The organism is Ruegeria sp. ABF4_144 (assembly GCF_056160045.1).
In genome coordinates this window covers 1,077,788-1,096,294 of the sequence record NZ_JBSWWK010000001.1, presented here as the reverse complement: position 1 = coordinate 1,096,294, position 18,507 = coordinate 1,077,788, and the positions used below count along the sequence as shown (strand labels likewise).

24 protein-coding genes are annotated in these 18,507 nt (G+C 60.4%); 4 read left to right on the top strand and 20 right to left on the bottom strand.

Annotated elements, in window-relative coordinates; all coding sequences use genetic code 11:
* Nucleotides 1-5: 5 nt before the first annotated feature.
* The 3 genes from ACXAGD_RS05695 to ACXAGD_RS05685 all read left to right on the top strand — a co-directional run bounded on the left by ACXAGD_RS05695 (nucleotide 6) and on the right by ACXAGD_RS05685 (nucleotide 2,016).
* Nucleotides 6-314: a DUF5076 domain-containing protein gene (locus ACXAGD_RS05695; RefSeq protein WP_475209002.1), complete on the top strand. Its 309-nt coding sequence runs from the start codon at nucleotides 6-8 to the stop codon at nucleotides 312-314.
* The gene (locus ACXAGD_RS05690; RefSeq protein ID WP_475209001.1) at nucleotides 314-1,621 is read left to right on the top strand and encodes a pyruvate dehydrogenase complex dihydrolipoamide acetyltransferase; all 1,308 of its coding nucleotides are present in this window, start codon (nucleotides 314-316) and stop codon (nucleotides 1,619-1,621) included. Before ACXAGD_RS05695 ends, ACXAGD_RS05690 begins: the two co-directional genes overlap by 1 nt.
* A gap of 62 nt (nucleotides 1,622-1,683) precedes the next feature.
* Nucleotides 1,684-2,016 carry a hypothetical protein gene (locus ACXAGD_RS05685; RefSeq protein ID WP_475209000.1) on the top strand — a complete coding sequence of 111 codons (333 nt, stop codon included), beginning with the start codon at nucleotides 1,684-1,686 and terminating at the stop codon, nucleotides 2,014-2,016.
* 3 nt (nucleotides 2,017-2,019) lie between these two features.
* On the opposite strand, the gene cysE is transcribed toward ACXAGD_RS05685, so the two are convergent.
* Nucleotides 2,020-2,829: a serine O-acetyltransferase gene (gene cysE, locus ACXAGD_RS05680; protein ID WP_475208998.1), complete on the bottom strand. Its 810-nt coding sequence runs from the start codon at nucleotides 2,827-2,829 to the stop codon at nucleotides 2,020-2,022.
* Between the two features lie 84 nt (nucleotides 2,830-2,913).
* Here cysE and ACXAGD_RS05675 point away from each other — a divergent pair, with 84 nt between their 5' ends.
* Nucleotides 2,914-3,252: a TraR/DksA family transcriptional regulator gene (locus ACXAGD_RS05675; protein WP_475208996.1), complete on the top strand. Its 339-nt coding sequence runs from the start codon at nucleotides 2,914-2,916 to the stop codon at nucleotides 3,250-3,252.
* Here ACXAGD_RS05675 and ACXAGD_RS05670 read toward each other — a convergent pair.
* The 19 genes from ACXAGD_RS05670 to ACXAGD_RS05580 all read right to left on the bottom strand — a co-directional run bounded on the left by ACXAGD_RS05670 (nucleotide 3,233) and on the right by ACXAGD_RS05580 (nucleotide 18,323).
* Complete coding sequence (locus ACXAGD_RS05670; RefSeq protein WP_475208995.1) at nucleotides 3,233-3,529, bottom strand: DUF7742 family protein; 297 nt, start codon at nucleotides 3,527-3,529, stop codon at nucleotides 3,233-3,235. The two genes, ACXAGD_RS05675 and ACXAGD_RS05670, sit on opposite strands and share 20 nt — an antisense overlap.
* An 8-nt stretch (nucleotides 3,530-3,537) precedes the next feature.
* Entirely contained in the window at nucleotides 3,538-7,509 is a 3,972-nt protein-coding gene (locus ACXAGD_RS05665) for a baseplate multidomain protein megatron (protein WP_475208994.1), read from the bottom strand.
* On the bottom strand, nucleotides 7,510-7,956 hold the full coding sequence (locus tag ACXAGD_RS05660; RefSeq protein ID WP_475208993.1) for a C40 family peptidase: 447 nt from the start codon (nucleotides 7,954-7,956) through the stop codon (nucleotides 7,510-7,512). It lies immediately after the preceding gene.
* Nucleotides 7,953-8,840, bottom strand: a complete 888-nt coding sequence (locus ACXAGD_RS05655) for a DUF2163 domain-containing protein (RefSeq protein WP_475208992.1) — start codon at nucleotides 8,838-8,840, stop codon at nucleotides 7,953-7,955. Before ACXAGD_RS05655 ends, ACXAGD_RS05660 begins: the two co-directional genes overlap by 4 nt.
* A complete protein-coding gene (locus tag ACXAGD_RS05650; protein WP_475208991.1) occupies nucleotides 8,840-9,472 on the bottom strand; it encodes a phage distal tail protein, Rcc01695 family in 633 nt (210 codons plus the stop codon). Before ACXAGD_RS05650 ends, ACXAGD_RS05655 begins: the two co-directional genes overlap by 1 nt.
* 16 nt (nucleotides 9,473-9,488) lie before the next feature.
* On the bottom strand, nucleotides 9,489-10,154 hold the full coding sequence (locus ACXAGD_RS05645; protein WP_475208990.1) for a phage tail tape measure protein: 666 nt from the start codon (nucleotides 10,152-10,154) through the stop codon (nucleotides 9,489-9,491).
* The gene (locus ACXAGD_RS05640; protein ID WP_475208989.1) at nucleotides 10,138-10,350 is read right to left on the bottom strand and encodes a rcc01693 family protein; all 213 of its coding nucleotides are present in this window, start codon (nucleotides 10,348-10,350) and stop codon (nucleotides 10,138-10,140) included. The genes ACXAGD_RS05645 and ACXAGD_RS05640 overlap by 17 nt, the downstream gene beginning before the upstream one ends.
* Nucleotides 10,347-10,667 (bottom strand): gene transfer agent family protein, encoded by a 321-nt coding sequence (locus tag ACXAGD_RS05635; RefSeq protein WP_475208988.1) that lies wholly within the window; start codon nucleotides 10,665-10,667, stop codon nucleotides 10,347-10,349. Before ACXAGD_RS05635 ends, ACXAGD_RS05640 begins: the two co-directional genes overlap by 4 nt.
* Nucleotides 10,668-10,671: 4 nt before the next feature.
* Nucleotides 10,672-11,085, bottom strand: coding sequence for a phage major tail protein, TP901-1 family (locus ACXAGD_RS05630; protein WP_058280596.1), 414 nt, complete (start codon nucleotides 11,083-11,085; stop codon nucleotides 10,672-10,674).
* Between the two features lie 20 nt (nucleotides 11,086-11,105).
* The gene (locus tag ACXAGD_RS05625) at nucleotides 11,106-11,519 is read right to left on the bottom strand and encodes a DUF3168 domain-containing protein (RefSeq protein ID WP_475208987.1); all 414 of its coding nucleotides are present in this window, start codon (nucleotides 11,517-11,519) and stop codon (nucleotides 11,106-11,108) included.
* Nucleotides 11,516-11,854, bottom strand: coding sequence for a phage head closure protein (locus tag ACXAGD_RS05620; RefSeq protein WP_475208986.1), 339 nt, complete (start codon nucleotides 11,852-11,854; stop codon nucleotides 11,516-11,518). The genes ACXAGD_RS05625 and ACXAGD_RS05620 overlap by 4 nt, the downstream gene beginning before the upstream one ends.
* Complete coding sequence (locus ACXAGD_RS05615; protein WP_475208985.1) at nucleotides 11,851-12,450, bottom strand: head-tail connector protein; 600 nt, start codon at nucleotides 12,448-12,450, stop codon at nucleotides 11,851-11,853. The genes ACXAGD_RS05620 and ACXAGD_RS05615 overlap by 4 nt, the downstream gene beginning before the upstream one ends.
* A 174-nt stretch (nucleotides 12,451-12,624) precedes the next feature.
* A complete protein-coding gene (locus tag ACXAGD_RS05610; protein ID WP_475208984.1) occupies nucleotides 12,625-13,803 on the bottom strand; it encodes a phage major capsid protein in 1,179 nt (392 codons plus the stop codon).
* Between the two features lie 35 nt (nucleotides 13,804-13,838).
* The gene (locus ACXAGD_RS05605) at nucleotides 13,839-14,384 is read right to left on the bottom strand and encodes an HK97 family phage prohead protease (RefSeq protein ID WP_475208983.1); all 546 of its coding nucleotides are present in this window, start codon (nucleotides 14,382-14,384) and stop codon (nucleotides 13,839-13,841) included.
* Nucleotides 14,385-14,410: 26 nt separating this feature from the next.
* Nucleotides 14,411-14,629, bottom strand: a complete 219-nt coding sequence (locus ACXAGD_RS05600; protein WP_170557090.1) for a GTA head formation protein, RCAP_rcc01685 family — start codon at nucleotides 14,627-14,629, stop codon at nucleotides 14,411-14,413.
* Nucleotides 14,622-15,791 carry a phage portal protein gene (locus ACXAGD_RS05595; RefSeq protein WP_475208982.1) on the bottom strand — a complete coding sequence of 390 codons (1,170 nt, stop codon included), beginning with the start codon at nucleotides 15,789-15,791 and terminating at the stop codon, nucleotides 14,622-14,624. The genes ACXAGD_RS05600 and ACXAGD_RS05595 overlap by 8 nt, the downstream gene beginning before the upstream one ends.
* 169 nt (nucleotides 15,792-15,960) lie before the next feature.
* The gene (locus ACXAGD_RS05590) at nucleotides 15,961-16,623 is read right to left on the bottom strand and encodes a hypothetical protein (RefSeq protein ID WP_475208981.1); all 663 of its coding nucleotides are present in this window, start codon (nucleotides 16,621-16,623) and stop codon (nucleotides 15,961-15,963) included.
* 76 nt (nucleotides 16,624-16,699) lie between these two features.
* On the bottom strand, nucleotides 16,700-18,070 hold the full coding sequence (locus ACXAGD_RS05585; protein ID WP_475208980.1) for a DNA-packaging protein: 1,371 nt from the start codon (nucleotides 18,068-18,070) through the stop codon (nucleotides 16,700-16,702).
* Nucleotides 17,979-18,323 carry a hypothetical protein gene (locus ACXAGD_RS05580; protein ID WP_475208979.1) on the bottom strand — a complete coding sequence of 115 codons (345 nt, stop codon included), beginning with the start codon at nucleotides 18,321-18,323 and terminating at the stop codon, nucleotides 17,979-17,981. Before ACXAGD_RS05580 ends, ACXAGD_RS05585 begins: the two co-directional genes overlap by 92 nt.
* Between the last annotated feature and the right edge of the window lie 184 nt (nucleotides 18,324-18,507).

Genomic DNA, 18,507 nt, shown 5'->3' with positions numbered 1-18,507 from the left:
CGACCATGCGGCCACTGGACCCGCCTGACTTTGTTGAAACCAATGAAACGGCCCACGAAATGGTCCGTTTCTGGATCGCAGATGAAGAGCATCAAATAACTTTGAATATCGGCCTCTTCGATCCCGAGGACGAACCCCGCCTTTGGGGTTCCATCTTGGCAGACATTGCACAGCATGCCGTCAACGGCATGCTACAGGATCGTCCGGACGCGGGGTCGGCAGATCAGCTTCTTGCACAAATCGAAGGCGGATTTGCGGATCGTTTGAATCAATACCCGGAGTTTTCGGGATCGCTCCAAGGGAGTAAACACTAATGCCCACAGAAATTCTGATGCCCGCCCTTTCACCGACCATGGAGGAAGGCACGCTTGCCAAATGGCTGGTCAAGGAAGGTGACACCGTTTCTTCCGGCGACCTGCTGGCCGAAATCGAAACCGACAAGGCCACGATGGAGTTCGAAGCCGTTGACGAAGGCACGATCGGCAAAATCCTGATCCCGGAAGGCTCTGAAGGGGTCAAGGTCAACACCGCCATCGCGGTTCTGCTGGAAGACGGCGAAAGCGCCGATGATATCGCCGCCGCCCCTGCCGCAGCTCCAGCGGCTGCCCCAGCAGCCGCCGCGGGCAACGAGGCTGCCGCGCCAGCGGCGTCCGAGGCGCCAGCCCCTGCTCCGGCTGCTCCGGTCAAGGCGGATGGCGGTCGTATCTTCGCTTCGCCCCTTGCCCGTCGGATCGCGGCGCAGAAAGGCTTGGATCTGGCGCAGATCACCGGCACTGGGCCACATGGCCGTATCGTCAAAGCAGATGTGGAAAGTGCTTCGGAGGCTCCGGCAGCAGCTACCTCGGCCCCCGCGGCTGCAGCAGCAGCGGCGCCAGCGGCAGCACCTGCAGGTCCCTCAGCAGACGCAGTAGCCCGCATGTACGAGGATCGCGAGTACGAAGAGATCAAGCTCGACGGTATGCGCAAGACGATTGCCGCACGCCTTAGCGAGGCCAAACAGACTATCCCGCATTTCTACCTTCGTCGTGATATCAAGCTGGATGCACTGCTCAAGTTCCGCAGCCAGTTGAACAAGCAGCTGGAAGGCCGGGGCGTGAAGCTCAGCGTCAACGATTTCATCATCAAGGCAGTTGCCAACGCTCTGCAACAGGTTCCCGCCTGTAACGCGGTATGGGCTGGTGATCGCGTTCTGCAACTGAAGCCTTCAGATGTGGCAGTTGCTGTCGCAATCGAAGGTGGCCTGTTCACACCGGTCCTGCAGGATGCAGACACCAAGTCGCTTTCCGCATTGTCGACCGAGATGAAAGACTTGGCCTCCCGCGCCCGCGAGCGCAAGCTGGCACCTCATGAGTACCAGGGCGGTACCTTTGCGATCTCGAACCTCGGCATGTTCGGCATCGACAATTTCGACGCCATCGTGAACCCGCCCCATGCCGGTATTCTGGCTGTGGGCTCCGGCGTGAAAAAACCGGTTGTGGGTAATGACGGAGAGCTGGCTGTAGCCACCGTGATGTCAGTCACCATGTCGGTTGATCACCGTGTTATCGACGGGGCACTCGGAGCTGAATTGCTACAGGCTATCGTCGATAATCTGGAAAACCCAATGGTCATGCTGGCCTGACCCCATTTCTCCCGCCGGGGCCACCCCCGGCGGGGTCTCTCTCGCGAGATCAGTGCTAATACGTGAGCCAAAGTGATCGCGAGCTTGATTGTTTAAACAACCAATTTTCCCCACCTTTGCTTCTGACGGTTTTCGCTAACCAAAGGTGGATCATGCGTATTTCTGACTTCAGCATAACTTTGCTTGTGGTGGCAATTTTGGCGACCAACACAACAACGGCGGCGTTGGCAAAACCAAACAGCTATCCGGGTGAGAATTCCAAGTTCAAGTCTGTTGATCCTGCGGCCATTGCACAACAGAAAGTCGAACGCGAAAAGCGCATTGAGTTGCGAAAAAAGGAGCGCGAGGAACGACGTCGCGAGCGGCAGAACCGGAGGAACAACCGCTCGAACTGAGTGTTACTTGTCTTTGCCCAGCATGTGATCCATCGAGATGGACGGCTGATCGCAGCCGGCCTCGCCCACGATCTTAGCAGGAATGCCAGCAACGGTCGTGCAGGCCGGAACCTCTTGCAGCACCACTGAACCGGCGGCGATGCGGCTGCAATGGCCGACCTCAATATTGCCCAAAACCTTGGCGCCAGCTCCGATCAGGACACCGTCACCAATGGTGGGGTGGCGCTGCTCTTCTTCCTTGCCGGTCCCGCCGAGGGTCACCGAGTGCAACATGGACACGTTGTCGCCAACCACAGCCGTTTCACCGATCACGATGGAATGCGCGTGGTCGATCATGATACCCTTGCCGATCTTCGCAGCGGGATGAATGTCTATCCCGAAAATCTCAGACGAACGCATCTGGAAGAAGTACGCCAGATCATGGCGGCCCTTGTTCCATAGCCAATGCGCCACGCGATAGGCCTGCATCGCCTGATAACCCTTGAAGTACAGGATCGGCTGCAACAGACGGTGGCACGCCGGATCGCGTTCATAGACGGCCATAAGATCCGCGCGCGCCGCTTCGATCAGCGAGGCGTCATCCGCATACGCTTCGTCCACGATTTCACGCAGCACCATCATCGACATCTCGTTCGAGCACAGTTTGGCCGATACCCGGTACGACAAGGCCCGCTCTAGGCTGCGGTGGTGCAGAATACAGGCGTGCACCAAACCGCCCATCAGAGGCTCATTCTCGACGGCCGCCTGAGCTTCGGTGGTTATACGGGTCCAGACCGGGTCAACCGGTGTCACGTGACTGCGCTTTTCCAACATGGCTTTTGATCCTTTGCTGCGCCTAGAATGCCATTTAGTTGTAAAAACACCAAACGCAAACCCGTGATCTGCAAGGTAACGAAAATGAATGAAACCGAATTGACAGGCTTCGCGGCGAGGATTCAGGCGCGAGTGGACGAACTTGCAGATCATTCGGCTGCGGAAAAAGACGCGCAGGCCATTGTCGAGTTGGACCAACAAGCCGTTGGGCGCCTCAGCCGGATGGATGCGCTGCAGAATCAGGCTATGGCTAAAGCCCAGCAAGCCAATCGGGATATCGAGACGCGGCGCCTGCAAGCCGCGCTGATCCGCATTGGGGAGGGCGAATTCGGGTATTGCGAAGATTGCGGCGACGAGATCCCCATAGGCCGGCTGAACCTTGACCTCGCCGCCACCAAATGCGTCAGCTGCGCGTCCGGTTGATCTGAAATCGGATGAGATGCCGCAGAACTATTTCAAAACACTGGCAGTATTGCGGATCATCGAACCCCGGCTCATCCGCCAGGCGCCTGCGACGCGCTGCTGCCATCAATGAGCCATTGCCGAACAATGGATGAATCCGCCCAGTCTGGCAAACATGTGTGTCGGCCAGTTCCGCTTCGCGGATCATGCGAGAGCAGAGGCGGTCGCGGTCCATCGGCGGCGCGGCCAAAAGGGCGCGCGCCGCAGCGCTGACATCACCGTGCAAAACAGGGCGCATGTCGCTGCTTACCCAACAGTCATGCTTGACGGCAGACCCGGCCCATAGCTGGCCGAAACCTGTGCCACCTGGACCTCATACGCCCCGCTGATCCCATCCGCCGCTTTTGCCGCGGCCGTGTAAAGCCAGTTCGGCTCACTCACGACCTGTTCCCTTACCAGCGTGCTGTTGACGCGAATTTGAACAAGGTAGGTTTCGCTCTCTTCCGCCAGAGGGACGTCCAGCCCCGCCCAGTCGTCCCCGTCCAGCCGGGTGCGACGTATCCATGACAACCGGTCCCCAGTGGCCAAGGGGACCGCCCTGAGATGCACCGGCGCATAGGGGCGCAATCCGTTGCCGTCGAAGGCCTCGACCAGGTGAACAAAGGACGGATCGTCATAACCTCGCGTCGCCGGACCAATACGATAGTGTTTCGCCACCCGCCGCTCGGATCGAAGCAGGTTGGTCTGATAGACACGCTGATCCAGTAACACAAACATCGACCCTTCTGGCCAGAAATCGGGCATGGCCGCATCAGTCCCCAGTTGGCCGCGCAAACGCCCGGACAAGGTATAGATGCCAGCCTCCTGCAGGGTGGCATCGGCGAACTGCAAAACCTCCCAATTGCCCGGCGTGCCGTCCCCGATTGCTGCCAGATTTGCGCCGTTCAGAAGGGCATCCCGCGGGCGCGATTCCAGCAAACCATCGACCAGGTTGACACGTAGCGGCGCACCCTCATCCCAGATACCTGCACCAGCCCGCCTGAGGGGCGTTTCGGTGAACCCGATGACCGCCTGCCCCGAGATGACCTCTTGCAACGCATAATCCTCGTCAATCGCTGCCGAGTAGACGGCAACGCTGCCGGGCCAGGGGTTTGCGGAGGCGGCCAGATAGGGGGCGTGTGGCGCTTCCGACCCGGTGATCAATGGCAAGTCCATGAACACGGGCAAGACGGGAACCGGCGCGATAAAGGGTTTTGCGGTCACCTCGTCATCGGGCAAATCAGATGGCGCGTAGACGCCGGGTTCGATCCGCACCGCGTCGGCCAGTTGTAAATCGGCCTGCTCCAGGCGGTCGATACGGTATCGTGCGCCCTGCCCATCTTTGGTCAGAGTAACAACGTCGCCGGCACCCAGATGCAGCATCGACGGTGGCAACGCAAACCGGGCCGTCTCACGCGAGACGCGTGCTTCGCTCAGCCAGCGTTCAGCTGTTTGGCGGCCTTCGGCGCGCGTCATCGACAGAGGCACCTCGTTCACCGACACCGAATGCGTGCCGGTATCCGGCAAGACAGCCTCTTCAGACACCACTTCATGATCGGCATCCGATTGCACAAACCGCAGACGCACGCGGCCCGTCAATTCGGCTTCAGCCTCGCGGCGGTATTCGATGCGACCTTCTACGTCTGCGCTGTCGGCCAAGAGATCGGTATCCAGCTCAATTGGTTTACGACCATCGCGCATCTGGAACAGCAACACACCATCCCGTTCAATCGCGTCAAAGCCATAGCGCAGCATCAGCGGCTGTAGCGCCGCACGCGCGCTGGTGACGTCCTCAATCGCGTAACCCCGCACCACGCCATACAATCGCGACACATCGATATGTGTAACCCCTGCCCCGTGGCAGATCTCTGTGACGACCGAGGCCAGAGTACGCGTTCCCGACCGCCCGTTCAGCCAGTGGCCACGCGGATAGTTCACACCATCGCTCCACTGGCTGCGCAAGTTTGGAAAGGCCGGAAAAGGGCGTGCGTCCCAGGCCCAGACATAGGCGTTTGCCATATCTACCATGCGACCCGCATACTGATCCGATTTCGGATTAATCTTGGGATCAGACCAATAGCCCAGCATCGCTTTGAGGTATTGCACCTGCATGAAATCGTCGCGCAGACCATTGGAGTATTTGGGCAAGCGGGATTCCGAAGATTTGGGATCAAGAAACTTGTTCGGCTGGTTGGTACCTTTGTCGATAGCCGCGCACCCAAGTTCTGTGAACCAGATCGGCTTGGACCCGGGCACCCAATCCGTCGGGTTTGTTTGCCGAATGCCACTGATGCGTTCGTGGTGCCGGTTTGACCACCAGTTGCGCAGGTCCTTATAGCGCCAAATCCAAGGCTCATCGTGATCCGCATCCGAAATCGGCGCGCGGATCTGGGCCTCTGCTTCTTCCGGTGAGGCATAATACCAATCATAGCCCTCGCCGCCTTCGATATTGCTTCTTAGGTAGTCGAGATCATAGATCGCGTCTGCCCCGGCCTTGGCGTCCAGATGGTCTACCCCATCACGCCAATCGGACAGCGGCATATAGTTGTCGATGCCGACGAAATCGATGTTGCCATCGGCCCACAACGGATCGAGATGAAAATACCGATTGCCCGATCCATCATTGGGCTGATAACCGAAGTATTCGCTCCAATCCGCCGCATAGCCGATCTTCGTGTCCGGTCCCAAAATCGCGCGCACTTCAGCCGCGAGCGCCCGCATTTGCCCCACGGCCGGAAAACCGGACGCACCGCGGATTTGCGTCAGACCACGCATCTCGGACGAGATGCAAAAAGAGTCCACACCACCGGCAGCTTTGCACAGGGCCGCGTAGTGCAAAATGAACCGGCGCAGGCCCCATTCCTGCGGTCCGGTATAGGACACAACACCGTCACCGACGGCAAAATCACTGGCCCTTGCGTAGCCAAAGAAAGCCGCCACCTGCGCGTCTGCAGCCGCTGTTTGGTCCGGCGACCCGGAACGCCCCGGAGCCTCGCTCAGCGTGATCCGGCCACGCCATGGCAAATAGGGCTGGTGGCCAGAGTCAGACCATGGATCAGGCAACCCGTTGCCTTCTAGCTGGTCCATCAAAATGAACGGGTAGAACATAACGCGCTTGCCGGTGGCCTTCAGGTGTTGGATCGCCTGCACCACCGACTGATCAGCCGGTGTTGCGCCATAGACAGGCAAACCATCCTTGTGTCTGACCTGCTGGGCAGAGTAGCGATCCACGCCAGCCACGTGCCAAGGCATGTTCTCGCCTTCAATATCCTTGTGTAGAACTTTCGGCTGCAGCTGACAGGTTCCGCACCGCAGATCATCACCGAACCAGGACACAATCAACGAAGCGGCATCGCAGGACGCCAGCTCGGTTTGCAGAGATCTGGTGGCGGTTACCAGATCCGGCACCCCCGAGGCGGAATTGACATTCGCAGCCCAGCTTTGCCCCCTGCCCTTGGTATAGTTGATCTGTTCACTGGCCAGAGCGTATTCGCCGGTGCCCGGCATCAGCGCAACGCCCCGGATCGTTTTGGACAATGCACCCGGTGTATCCGGCAATCCTGGTTGTTCCTGCCGCACAACTTCGAATGAAAACTGAGGCACCCGGTTGCCGAAGGAGGCCAGTTGCAGATCCTCGATCACCACATAGGCCGTACCACGGTACGCCGGGACGTTGCCCGCGCCTTCGACGGCCTCAATCAAGGGATCGGGCCATTGGTGTTCGTCCCCGTGATAGATGCGCATGTTCAGACTTGCATACTCAAGCTCTTCGCCATCCGCCCAAATGCGCGCGACATCCGAAATCCGGCCATTGCCCAAAGCAATGGCCAGGGAAATCGAGTAGCTGTAGCTGTGCGTGGTTGTCGTGACTTCGGGAGGCTTAGGCGATCCCTTTCCGCCACCCCCGCCCCCACCGGATTGCGTGGTCGTGCTTGTGCTTCTGGTTTCCAGAAAGTCCGACGCCCAGATGACCTGACCGCCCACTCGCATACGCCCGAAAATCGTAGAGACCGGGGCGCCTTCTCCGGTTTCCGTCAAACGGAACCTGTCCAGTCGTCCGGTTTCAACGACTTCGCTACCGCCGCCCATGACCGATTGGCTCATCAACCTTTGGTCGATGACCCGACCCAATGTCGCACCAATCGCGCGGCCGATAACAGCTGTGGACAGCCCCGCGACGGTGCCGCCAATTGCGCCGCCCAGCGCGGCTCCTGCTGCGGACAGAACTATTGTAGCCATTCATTTATCCTCCAGCGGGAATTCAAAACAGGCGACCACCCGGCGGCGCCAGGGGCCGCTCAGCGTGTTTTCGACAACGCCATATCCGGAATAAGCATGAATGAACCGTGGCACCGCCCCGGCTGCGCTGACGATGCCCACATGCTTGGCCACGCGTCCATCGCGCATCCGAAACAGCAAGACATCACCTACAGCCGCGTCGTTGGGGTTCTTTTCGATCAGATGGCGTCGGGCTGCAGACCACATCCGCTCCTCGCCCTGAGGCTCGGACCAATCCATACTGTATGTTGGCACTGCCTCGGGTTCATGGCCAAGCAGCGCGCGCCACACCCCCCGGAGCAAACCCAAACAATCCGTACCCGCCCCCTTGACCGAAGCCTGATGCACATAGGGCGTGCCCAGCCAGCTACGTGCCTCGTCCACTATTTCCTGTTTTCGTGCGCTCATCGTCTGCTACCCCCTGTATTGGGGTTGCCTTGCTTCGGCACGGCCATCATCCAGTCTTCGCCCGGGAGATCAGGAAAGCCTTGGAAGTTCAGAATGTTATTGAACTTCAAGCGGCAGGTTTTCATGCTCTTGTCGCAACCGGCTGACAGCCTGACCCGGTCTCCAACAGCCAAACCTCCGGTGATCCCGGACCAAAGAGAGACATTGCGCCCGCCGGTGGTCTGCTCGTCCTGTTTGATCGCGTCCCAGAGCCCGGCTGCCTTACCCGACACCACATCCAACCTACCGCGTTTGAACCAGCCCGTGTCCCAACCGCCCGCGCCTTTCAGTTGCAAAGTAGTGCCCGCGATGACGCTCACGACTTCAGCCTCGGCCCGGAAACCCGACATGTTGAGGTTAAACTTGCAGGCGCTGTCACCCAGCACCGCAGTACACGGTTTCTGGTAGATCCGCCCCATGGGCTGATTCAGCAAATCCGTAAGGCCCCGCAATTCGGCGTGAAACGCGCCGCCTGCGCGACGCATCTCACCGATCGAACCCCTGAATTGCAGCACACGCTGTTCAAGCGCGGCCCAGTTGACCAGCCACGCGCGAACTTCGGCACCGTCAAATCGACCGGATTCAATATCTTCTTCGGTGACGGCAACATCGGACAGCGCGCCCATGGCCTCGGAATTGTCGATGGACAAACCGGTCGCCTGCTCGATTGCCGAGGCCGTTAGGCCGGTGCTGGCCTTGAAGGTCATCCCGCCAAAGCTCAGCTCCGTGTCGTGATCGGTGAAACCATATTCTTGCCCGTCTGGGCGCCGGATCAACCAGCACCGGCAGGTCGTGGTCAGGCCGGTTTGCAGATGGGCCTGCAGCCCTTGCTTATCAGCGCCCATCAGACACGTACCTCGACCACAGGGACATTCGGCACGTCCCCGGCCTGAAAGCTGGCCACGCTGGTCTGAATCCTGTCGGTATCGAACCGAACCGGAACGTCGAATTCGAACCCGGCGGTTATCTCAACCTGCTCGGGTGGCGGAGCGGAGAACACAATCCTGCCCGTAGCAAGATCAACGTCGAAATCGGCGCCCTCGCGCATTTGGTCCTGTTCGAGGCCGATCCTGACTGTGCCGAGCACAGGTTTGACGATCGGCCGGACATAGCTGAAGCCGCCAGATCTGTAGATCTTGACCAGCTGAAACTCAGTTCTCGTGCCATCGCCCCGGGCGATGACCTGATCGTCCTGCGACACGTCTGCCGTGGCCGCCCCAGATTTGTAATCCGACCAGTCTTTCCAACGAAAACCGAACATCTGCCCCTGACGCGCCTCGAAAAACGACACCAGTGTTTCGATATCGTCCAGCGACCGCATCCCCAGCCCGGCATCATAACGCCGCCGAGAATGCGCCCAAGGCGTGTTCCGCTCTTCAAACCCGTTTGCCAACGTCACGATATCGGTGCGCCGTTCCGGGCCGCCGACCGAGCCAAAGCTCAGGCTGGCGGGAAATCTGACTTCGTGGAAATTCATGACCTGCTCCCTCGTGTTATCTGTTGCGATTGCCGCGACCCAAGGCGCGACTCATCTGGGCGGCGATCTGTCCCTGACTGCGCCGGAACCCCTGAACGTCCGGGGTTGTGATGTTCATCACCACGTTCACTGCACGTCCTCCGCCAGAAGTGCGCACGCCCAGCTTGCCGTCCGGACCGCGCGCCAAAGGCATGATCGCCTCGGGGCCGGCCTCGCCCATCAGTCCCGTTCCGCCCCGCATGGGGAACGTGGTAGGCCCGCTAACCACGCCGCCATTGGCAAAAGGCATCACTCGCCCCTGAGCAAAGCTGCCGCCATCGGCAAAGGGCAAAATGCCTTGCACCAGACCGCCAACCGTGTTGGCCAGCATGCCGCCGAAGTGATCTGTCACCGGCTTAATCGCCGCCGAATAAGCTGTTCTGATCATTGAGTTCTTCAGAACGTCCAACGCGTCCGAAAGGTTCATCCCGTCTAGCACCACACCGTCAAAAGCCTTGCGCAACCCACCAGACATCCCCCGCTCCAACGTAGCGACATCCTTGCCGGTCTCTTCAAAAGCGGCGCTTATCCGTTTCATCTGACCATCGAAAGCTGCAGCCATCGAAGCCGCATCCCCCAGCGAGTCGCCCAGCGCCTCACCCCGTTCCTGCAGGTCATCCAACCCGTCACGATCCGTCGTCATCACGCTCTCCTTGTTTCTTGTCCGGGTAGGCCGCCAGCAAGGCGTCCAGTCCCGCCCGGTTCATCGACGGCATCCCCGCGTGCTGCCCCAACATCAGCCGCAACTCGGCCGGGGTCAGACGCCAGAACTGATCAGGCGGCAGGCGCAGGCCTGTCATCCCGGCCCGCATCAGGGCAGGCCAGTCAAACCCGCTCATGTCTGCTCTGGCACCATGAAGGCCCGCGCCAGCAGCTCGGCCGCTGCACGCGCGCCCGCCATCGGGCCGCCTTCGATCTCGGCGCATAGCAGGTCAGCGCGGTTCACATCGGCCCCACCGCCCCGCAGACCCGCCACGATCAGTGCCAGCACGTCACCACTGGAGTACGCCCCGCCCTCGAACCGCTGCACCAGTTCCACCAAAGACCCGGTGCGCAGTTCCTGTTCCAACTCCGCCAGAGCGCCCAACGTCAGCTTGAGCGCCCGTTGCTGCCCATCGATGGTCAATGCCACCTCACCAGTCCACGGATTGGCCATCGTATTACAGCGCCGTAAAGGCCAGAGCACCGGCGCTGGCCAGACTCATCTCATAGGTCGCCTCGCCATTGTGCGAGCCCGCATACTCGATGCCCGTCACTTGGAACGCGCCCTCGACGATGCCGAAATCGGGGATGATCACCTGAAAATTCGGCGTTTCACCGTCAAAGAACAGCTGTCGCGCACGTTCATCGGTGCCCGCGTCCTTGAACACGCCCGAGCCCGAGATCGCAGCGGATTTCACCCCTGCCCCCGACAGCAGCTCGCGCCAGCCACCCTGGCTTTCTAGGCTGGTGACATCCACGCTTTCCGCGTTGAAACTGACCCGCGTGGCGCGCAGCCCCGCAATGGTCTCGAACAGGCCCGAGCCGTTCATATCCACTTTGACCAACAGGTCTTTTCCGTTCTGGGCAGCCATTTGCTCTCTCCGTTGATTGCTTAGTCGTCTTCCACTCGAGCGCGGAATCTCAGGTCGATCTGGCGGATCGCACCGCCGGTTCCGGTTCGCCGGGCCGAGGCGCGTTCGAACCACAACCCCACAAGGCGGCCCCGATCCAGCGCCAACGCCGCGCCTTCCAGCGCGTCACACACCGCGCCCGCCAGCGTCTTGGCCGCGCCAAAACCAGCGGCCTCGGACATCACTGAAACCGTGAATCGGTGCACCGCGCCTGCGCCCGTCCGGTCCGAGGCATCACGCACCTCTTCCGGACCCAGCGTCACGTAGGTCTGCGGCACCGAACCGGAGGGAACCGCGTCATAGATCGCGCCGCCCGATAGCGCGCTGACCTGAGCATCCCCCTTAAGCTGCTGAAACACCGCCGCTTGCAACGCGGCTGAAACGCCGTAGCTCATGCCGCCACCTCTTCGTCTGCGAAACAGGTCAAGTACTGGCCGCGCGGGTCACGTTCGGCGACCGCACGGATCACGAAACGGCGCGACCCTTCGGCAAACCGCTGATCCGGCGAGGGACGCATGTTCGATCCCTCAGGCGCAGCACGCACCACGATGCGGTATCCGACCCGTGATACTGGAACTCCTGCGATGGACCGTTCCGAGCCGCTACGCGCGGTGACCTCTGCCCAAACCGAACCCAAAGCCGCCCAGGTTTCGGTATACCCACCGGCGCCGTCCGCCGTTCGTTCTGGTGCCTCAAGCACCAGTTTTCTGTTCAATCTGGGTGTCTTCATTGCGCCACCCCGGCACCGAAACGAATGACCCGATACCGTTGGATCAGGCTGGTGACGCCAAAGGGCATACAGCCCGCGCCCAGCGCCGTCTCATCGCGGTATTCGTAGTAATGTGCGGCCAGCAGTAGAACTGCCTGCCCCAAGTCGGCGGGCAAACCACCCCAATCCGCCGCCATACCGGCCGTAAAGGCGATCTTCACCGACCCACCCGTCGGAATGGCTGGCAAAGCCGCACCCACCGGGCGCAAACGCGGGCGCTGGCTGTCTGCGGTCAGGCGAAAACGCCCACTGTCCACAGGACTATCAACCCCCGCCGCGTTGGTCACCGTTACCGCTCGGATCAACATGATCGGAGCCACCGGCAGCACCTCGCCTGCCGCTTCACGCCAAGCGGTTAAACTCCAGGAGAAGTCCCGCTTGATCAGCACCTTGCCCGTACGCGCCTCAATCGCCGCGATCGCCGCTCGTAGAAAACCTTTCAGCACTTCGTCCTGCACGCTGTCTTCGGTGAAACCCGTTCCCAGCCGCAGATGTGCCTTGAACTGATCCACCGGCAGCGCCGCATCCGCGATGGCGGTTTCTTCGATCAACATCATCCATACACTCCGCAATCTCGGACCCCTCCGGGGCCGTAACTTCAGGAATTGACGGGCACGCGCCGCCCCACGTTGCTCGGACGGAGGGGAGCAGCTAGACAACGCAGAGGATCTCACCCCGGCCCGCGCCCGCCGCCCCAGGGGACCAATAGCCCCCTGAGGATTCAGCCCGCATTAGGCGGTGCCGAATTTCACCAGCTTGATCGCGGCAAAGTCGCTAACGTCGCCGCCAACGCGCTTGGTCGCATAGAACAGGACATGCGGCTTGGCGCTGAACGGGTCACGCAGGACGCGCAGGTCAGGACGCTCGGCAATGGTGTAACCTGCCTGGAAGTCACCGAAGGCGATCGAGAAACTATCAGTGCTTGCATCCGGCATGTCCTCGGCGATCAGAACCGGGTAGCCCATCAGACGCGCAGGCTCGCCAGCAGCCAGACCGTCCGACCACAAGAAACGGCCATCGCTGTCTTTCAGCTTACGGATGAGGCCCGCAGTTTTTGAGTTCATCACGAAGGTGCCGTTCACGCGATATTGGGCACCCAGCGCATAGACCACATCGACAATCGCATCCGCCTCGACACCGCCGTCGATACCGGTGGGCACGTAGCCGATATTGCCCCAGTCCCAAACGTCATTGTCGACCTTGGTGTGGTTCAGGATCCCCTTGGGCTTATCCGCCCCATCCCCATTGATAAAGGCGGAGGCCTCGGCGCGGGCGAACTTGTCAGCAATACGGCCTGCCAGCCAGCCTTCGACATCAAAGGCGCTATCGTCCAGCAGACGTTGCGAGGCTTTGGGCAGGGCGCTCAGCTCGTGCAGCGGGATCGAGATACGGTCGATGGACGGAGTTGCCGTTTCAGTCGCGGCCGCGTTCTCGTCCGCCCAACCAGCGCCCACATCGGTGTGGTCGATCAGTACGTCGAACGAGTTCGCCTCGACATTCACCACCGACGCAATCGAGCGGATCGAAGCAGTGGATTTCAGAACCGACTTGATGATCTCGGCGGTTTGCGGGTCAACCAGATAACCGCCGTCGCTGTTGACCGCGCTCGACAACGATTTCGATTCCATCTCAAGCCCGCGCAAGCCGTCATCCTCGCCCGAACGTACATAAGCGTCGAAGGCCTTCTGATGCGGTGCTCCGTCCCCGATCGAAGCCGCAAGATGCGGGCGCGCCGCGATGGTTGATTTACGATCCAGCATGGTCAGTCGCTCTTCTGTCTGTTGAATTTTGGTTTTAACTTCAGCCTTGAGGCCCTTGAATTCATTCACGAAGCCAGCCATCGCCTGCTTCACCTCCTGAACCAGGGGCGCACCCTCTCCGGTCAAGGCCGGGGTTTCGGTCTTGCTCATCAGCACTTCCATTTCTTGGGTGGGTTTGAGGCGCGCTAGGGTCGCGCCAGCTCCTGCCGGGCATCGTTGAACACCTCGGCAATACTGCGCAGGGTCTCGTCGGCATCAGGATCAAACTCCTTTGCCGCCACCCGCGCACTGGGCAGCATCGGGAAAGTCACCAGCGACACCTCCCACAGCTCCAGTTCGGTCAGGACCCTATGGCCCTTTTCATTCTTCACGGCGCGTTTGGTGCGATAGCCAATCGACAGCCCATCCATCGCACCGGCACGGATCAGTGCCGCCGCCTCATGGCCCTTTTGCGTGCTTTCCAACAGGCGGCCCTTGACCCAAAGGCCGGTGTCGTCTTCGCGCACTTCGTCCCAGACGCCGATGGGCTGTGCCGGGTCGTGCTGCCATAGCATCTTGACCCGCTGGCTCTCCTTCTCAAGCCCTGCCAGCGAGGAGCGATAGGCACCTTTCTGCACCACGTCGCTGCCCTGATCGACCTGTCCGAACAGGCTGGCATACCCTTCGATCACCGCATCCTCGGATACCGACAGCCCGTCTCCGAACCGTGCAAACTTGTGCTCCAAATCCATGAACACCTCCTCGTAAGATTTTGATTTCACGGCGCGGCCGCAAGGAACGATTGAAAAACCTGCGCCAGGATCACGGCCGCGACACCGTAGACCGTCAGCCACAAACGCTTCTCAAGCCGCTCCATCATCTCTTCGATCTGATCCAACCGGCGGCACAGATGTGCGTGCTGGATTTCTGCCACCCGTTCATGCGCCGCTAGACGCAGGCCTGGCGCGCAATCGAATGGCGGATACCCCTCAGCCATCCGCACCCTCCGCCAGTGCAGGAAGCCCCAGCAGAGACCGCTTTTCGGCATCGCTCAGAAACTCGGCACGGCTGACTCTCGACCATTGTGCGTCCCGCTCAGCAGACAACGCTGGCACCTGATCCAGATCCGGTTTCAGCATCAGGTCTTCGCCAGTGTGCCCCGAGAGCCATTCCGACATCGCCGCCGCCACCCGCGTCACCAGGGGCAGAACCGTCAGGCGATAGAACGCCCGGTTGGCCTCCTGATAGTTCGAATAGGTCGCGTCGCCCTGAATTCCCAGCAACATCGGCGGGACACCAAAGGCCAGTGCGATCTCGCGGGCGGCGGCTTCCTTAGTCTTCTGAAACTCCATGTCGGACGGCGAAAAGCCCATCGGCTTCCAATCCAACCCCCCCTCCAGAACCATCGGACGCCCGGCATTCCGCGCCCCACGATAGTTCTGCTCAATCTCGTCCGACAAACGGCGGAACTGATCCTCGGCCATCACCCCATGGCCATCGCCTTTCCACACCAGCGCCCCCGAGGGTCGCGCCGCATTGTCCAGCAGCGATTTAGACCACCGAGACGCGCTGTTATGAACATCAATTGCCATGGCCGCTGCCTGCATTGGCGAGAACCCATAATGGTCGTCCTGCGGATGGAAGGATTTGATGTGACAGATTGCATCCGCTGGGAACCGGTGCGTCTTGCCACCCGCCGTGTAATCATAGGCCTTGGGCCAGCCATCCACGCCAGGCACCACACTCATCCGGTCCGAGCGCAATACGTGCAGCTCAACGGGCAAGCCGTCCTCAGCCTGCACCGCCTCGACATAGGCATTGCCCGACAGCAACAACTGCCCGAACAAGGCCTCCATCAACTCGGCCCGCCCCTGCGCCGCGTTCGGGCGGCGCATCAAGGACAGCATGGGATGCGTGTCGTAACGCTGCGCCTGATCCTGCAGCACCAGCGGCAGCGCCGCAGCCGCCTCGGCAATCAGCTTGACCGAGCGAAACCCCACCGGATTCCCCGAAAACCCCGTCCGCGTCAGCGACACCGCATCCCGAGGGCTCCACGCCACACGCCCCCCGGTTTGCCACGCCACCACGGGGCCTGCCGCGCTCGCCTTCGCCTCGGGTGCCTCGCCAGCCGATCCACGACGCAAGAAATCGAATACCATCTGTGCTCCTTTCTGCCGCCGCTCTGCCCGGCTTGTTGAAAGGAGTTATGACGGAAAGAAGTTTAAGCCTTGGGAATGGGGCGTACGGGGGATGAGCAACGGGCGGAGACAGGACAAGCAACGAGCCGTTACAAATCCAACGGTCATCTAATAGAAACGACCTTCAAGATCAGGTGTCGTTCGCCACTCTTCGATCTTCTGCACAAGACCTTATCATCGCAAGCAACTGTTCTGAATTTGCCAGGTAGTCCAGGAAAATCGGTTCAACACCACGAGCAAACCGTTCCGGATGACCTGCATGCGACAAACCAAACCCTAGGAATTGAACCTGTTGTTCTGAAAGCAGGGTTCCTACCCTTAGCGACGGATAAGGCCGGGTGGGCAGCACCTCGTATGGAAACGTTGTTGAATGTTCGCACGAAACGACAAATAGCCGGGTGCTAAGCCTCCAATTTCTTCCAAAACGACAGATGATTACGCGTGTATCGGTAACGTAGTAGATCAAATTGCTTAAAACAAACTGGCGTTGAGCAGCGAGGTAGGCCGAAAACGAAAGCAAGGCTACCGTTGCAATGCCATACACAAACAGCGCCTTAAATCGACCGAAGCGTGCATCTGGGTCAGCATCTATTAATGGTAGCGTTGCCCAAAGCGCAACAAGTGCTACTAGAATAAACACTTGCAACTTCTGTTCTTCGCCTACAGCTTGAAAAAACTTCAAGCCAAAACCCGGACGTCCTGACCAAAGCAAGCGCTCTTTTGGAGTAAGGATTTCTTCCAAATCAGGCGAACGGTGAGCTGTAACTGTAACGAATGACATACGTTTGGCCATACAGCGCGTAAGCACCTGAAACCAGATAAAATCGGTGTAAGGCGCATCAGCAACCATACACCAAGGAAGTAGCGTTTCACAAACTCCGAACCCTCGGCCGCCGATACGCCCCCGCAGGTGCCACAACCAACTCATGCAGCGCCCAGACCAGTGCGTCGACCCGGTCGGGTGAGCCCTGCCCCTCGAACCCCCGCGCGGTCATCTGGCACATCTGCTCTTCCAGCGTGTCCAGCCCGACCACATGAGACACACGCCCCTGCTCGTACAGGGCCGCCACGGGCTCGGCCCGCGCGACCTTGCCGCGCGACGCCCGCACCGCCCGATAAGGCACCAGAGGGTCCACCTGCCGCACGACCTCTTCCACCAGTTGCCCGCCTTGATTGACCTCGGCCACCAACCGTTCAGCGCCGAATTTATCCATCGCGTCAATCGCCGCCTGCGCCCAGCCCGCGGGGCCAACGCCTTGCACCGTTCGATCCGCCAAAACAAACGCTCGCCACTCCTCGGGCGGTCCCTGCACCTGAGCCCCCACGACCACAATCCCGCAGGCATCCGCATCCGACCCTGCCGTCACCGCCGGGTCCAGCGCCACCACGATGCGATCCAACGCGGGCACCTGCGCACAGCGTGCCGCCTCCAGCATCGAACCGGTCCACAGTGCCCCTTCGGCATCCGATAACAGCACCCCGTCCAACTCTTGACGCCCCAGCCTCGTGCCAGCATAGCGCGCGCGCACCTCATCCAGAAACGACTCCGCCAGATTGGCCCGGTTCGCCTCGGTCGGCGCGTGGGTTTGCACGGTGGACGGAGACGCCAGCAACTCCTTCAAAACCTTCACATTGCGCGGTGTCGTGGTTACACAGACCCGAGGCCGATCCCCCAAACGCAGTGCAAATTGCAACATATCCCAGGTCTCTCCAGCCTTCTTCCACTTGGCCAGCTCATCCACCCAGGCCGCATCGAATTGCGGCCCGCGCAACCCCTCGGGATCATGTGCCGAAAACGCCTGCGCCTCGGCCCCGTTAGGCCAAACCAGCTTGCGTTCGGACGCCTTCCAAACAGGCCGCCGATCCGGCGGTGAACACTGCAATATCCCGCTATCCCCAAAGATCATCACATCGCGCACCTGATCGAATGTCTCACCGACCAAAGCCACCCGACACGCCTCGCCCTTATCCAACGGCAAAGACCCCTCGACCACCGACCGCACCCACTCGGCCCCCGCCCGCGTCTTACCGGCCCCGCGCCCGCCCATGATCACCCAGGACCGCCAGTCACCCTCGGGCGGCAACTGATGCGGCAGCGCCCAGAACTCGAACAGGAAAGGGAGGGCACACAGCCCCCCCTCCCCGATCTCACTCAGAAATCTGTCCTGCACCGCAGCAGGCGCGGAGGCGAGCCAACCTGCACCCGATTTCAAATCGAGCGCGCTCAAGGTCGAGCGCATACCCCCTTTGGGCAATTCCGGCTTGTCTGTGATGTTGTTCGACAAAGCTTGTCTCCACTTTTTGGCAACTTCGGATCAGCCCCTCTAACTGTCCGAGTTGTTTGGCTGTACCAGCCAGGTCTGCATCCTCCCCGGTTCCGATTTGCTTGCGCAGTTCTTCCGCTGCTTGGCGCAAACCGCGAATGGATGTCTCAAGCGACTGCAAAAGTTCCGCCGTCTGGGACATCCGCTCTTCCGGGGTAATCAAAGTCATGTTTGCCTGTGACCTCATGCGTGAGTTTTTCCGCACGAGAGAAACGAAAAACGGCCGCCGGGTTTCCCCGGGGCCGTTGCCCACTTCTTCTAGCATGGCACAACTTATACGAGAATAAGCGCGCAAAGTCAACGTTTTGCGCAACAGGAGCGCAACGGGGACCGAACGGTGTTGGTTAAAACTT

Coding starts and splice junctions, on each gene's coding strand:
- ACXAGD_RS05595 (WP_475208982.1), bottom strand. CDS start 15,791: ATGGTATTCGATTTCTTGCGTCGTGGATCGGCTGGCGAGGCACCCGAG.
- ACXAGD_RS05605 (WP_475208983.1), bottom strand. CDS start 14,384: ATGGATTTGGAGCACAAGTTTGCACGGTTCGGAGACGGGCTGTCGGTA.
- ACXAGD_RS05630 (WP_058280596.1), bottom strand. CDS start 11,085: ATGGCTGCCCAGAACGGAAAAGACCTGTTGGTCAAAGTGGATATGAAC.
- ACXAGD_RS05665 (WP_475208994.1), bottom strand. CDS start 7,509: ATGGCTACAATAGTTCTGTCCGCAGCAGGAGCCGCGCTGGGCGGCGCA.
- ACXAGD_RS05580 (WP_475208979.1), bottom strand. CDS start 18,323: ATGACTTTGATTACCCCGGAAGAGCGGATGTCCCAGACGGCGGAACTT.
- ACXAGD_RS05590 (WP_475208981.1), bottom strand. CDS start 16,623: ATGGCCAAACGTATGTCATTCGTTACAGTTACAGCTCACCGTTCGCCT.
- ACXAGD_RS05610 (WP_475208984.1), bottom strand. CDS start 13,803: ATGAGCAAGACCGAAACCCCGGCCTTGACCGGAGAGGGTGCGCCCCTG.
- ACXAGD_RS05690 (WP_475209001.1), top strand. CDS start 314: ATGCCCACAGAAATTCTGATGCCCGCCCTTTCACCGACCATGGAGGAA.
- ACXAGD_RS05695 (WP_475209002.1), top strand. CDS start 6: ATGCGGCCACTGGACCCGCCTGACTTTGTTGAAACCAATGAAACGGCC.
- ACXAGD_RS05625 (WP_475208987.1), bottom strand. CDS start 11,519: ATGAGCTACGGCGTTTCAGCCGCGTTGCAAGCGGCGGTGTTTCAGCAG.
- ACXAGD_RS05600 (WP_170557090.1), bottom strand. CDS start 14,629: ATGGCTGAGGGGTATCCGCCATTCGATTGCGCGCCAGGCCTGCGTCTA.
- ACXAGD_RS05640 (WP_475208989.1), bottom strand. CDS start 10,350: ATGAGCGGGTTTGACTGGCCTGCCCTGATGCGGGCCGGGATGACAGGC.
- ACXAGD_RS05650 (WP_475208991.1), bottom strand. CDS start 9,472: ATGAATTTCCACGAAGTCAGATTTCCCGCCAGCCTGAGCTTTGGCTCG.
- ACXAGD_RS05660 (WP_475208993.1), bottom strand. CDS start 7,956: ATGAGCGCACGAAAACAGGAAATAGTGGACGAGGCACGTAGCTGGCTG.
- ACXAGD_RS05615 (WP_475208985.1), bottom strand. CDS start 12,450: ATGATGTTGATCGAAGAAACCGCCATCGCGGATGCGGCGCTGCCGGTG.
- ACXAGD_RS05655 (WP_475208992.1), bottom strand. CDS start 8,840: ATGGGCGCTGATAAGCAAGGGCTGCAGGCCCATCTGCAAACCGGCCTG.
- ACXAGD_RS05670 (WP_475208995.1), bottom strand. CDS start 3,529: ATGCGCCCTGTTTTGCACGGTGATGTCAGCGCTGCGGCGCGCGCCCTT.
- ACXAGD_RS05675 (WP_475208996.1), top strand. CDS start 2,914: ATGAATGAAACCGAATTGACAGGCTTCGCGGCGAGGATTCAGGCGCGA.
- cysE (WP_475208998.1), bottom strand. CDS start 2,829: ATGTTGGAAAAGCGCAGTCACGTGACACCGGTTGACCCGGTCTGGACC.
- ACXAGD_RS05635 (WP_475208988.1), bottom strand. CDS start 10,667: ATGGCCAATCCGTGGACTGGTGAGGTGGCATTGACCATCGATGGGCAG.
- ACXAGD_RS05585 (WP_475208980.1), bottom strand. CDS start 18,070: ATGCGCTCGACCTTGAGCGCGCTCGATTTGAAATCGGGTGCAGGTTGG.
- ACXAGD_RS05620 (WP_475208986.1), bottom strand. CDS start 11,854: ATGAAGACACCCAGATTGAACAGAAAACTGGTGCTTGAGGCACCAGAA.
- ACXAGD_RS05645 (WP_475208990.1), bottom strand. CDS start 10,154: ATGACGACGGATCGTGACGGGTTGGATGACCTGCAGGAACGGGGTGAG.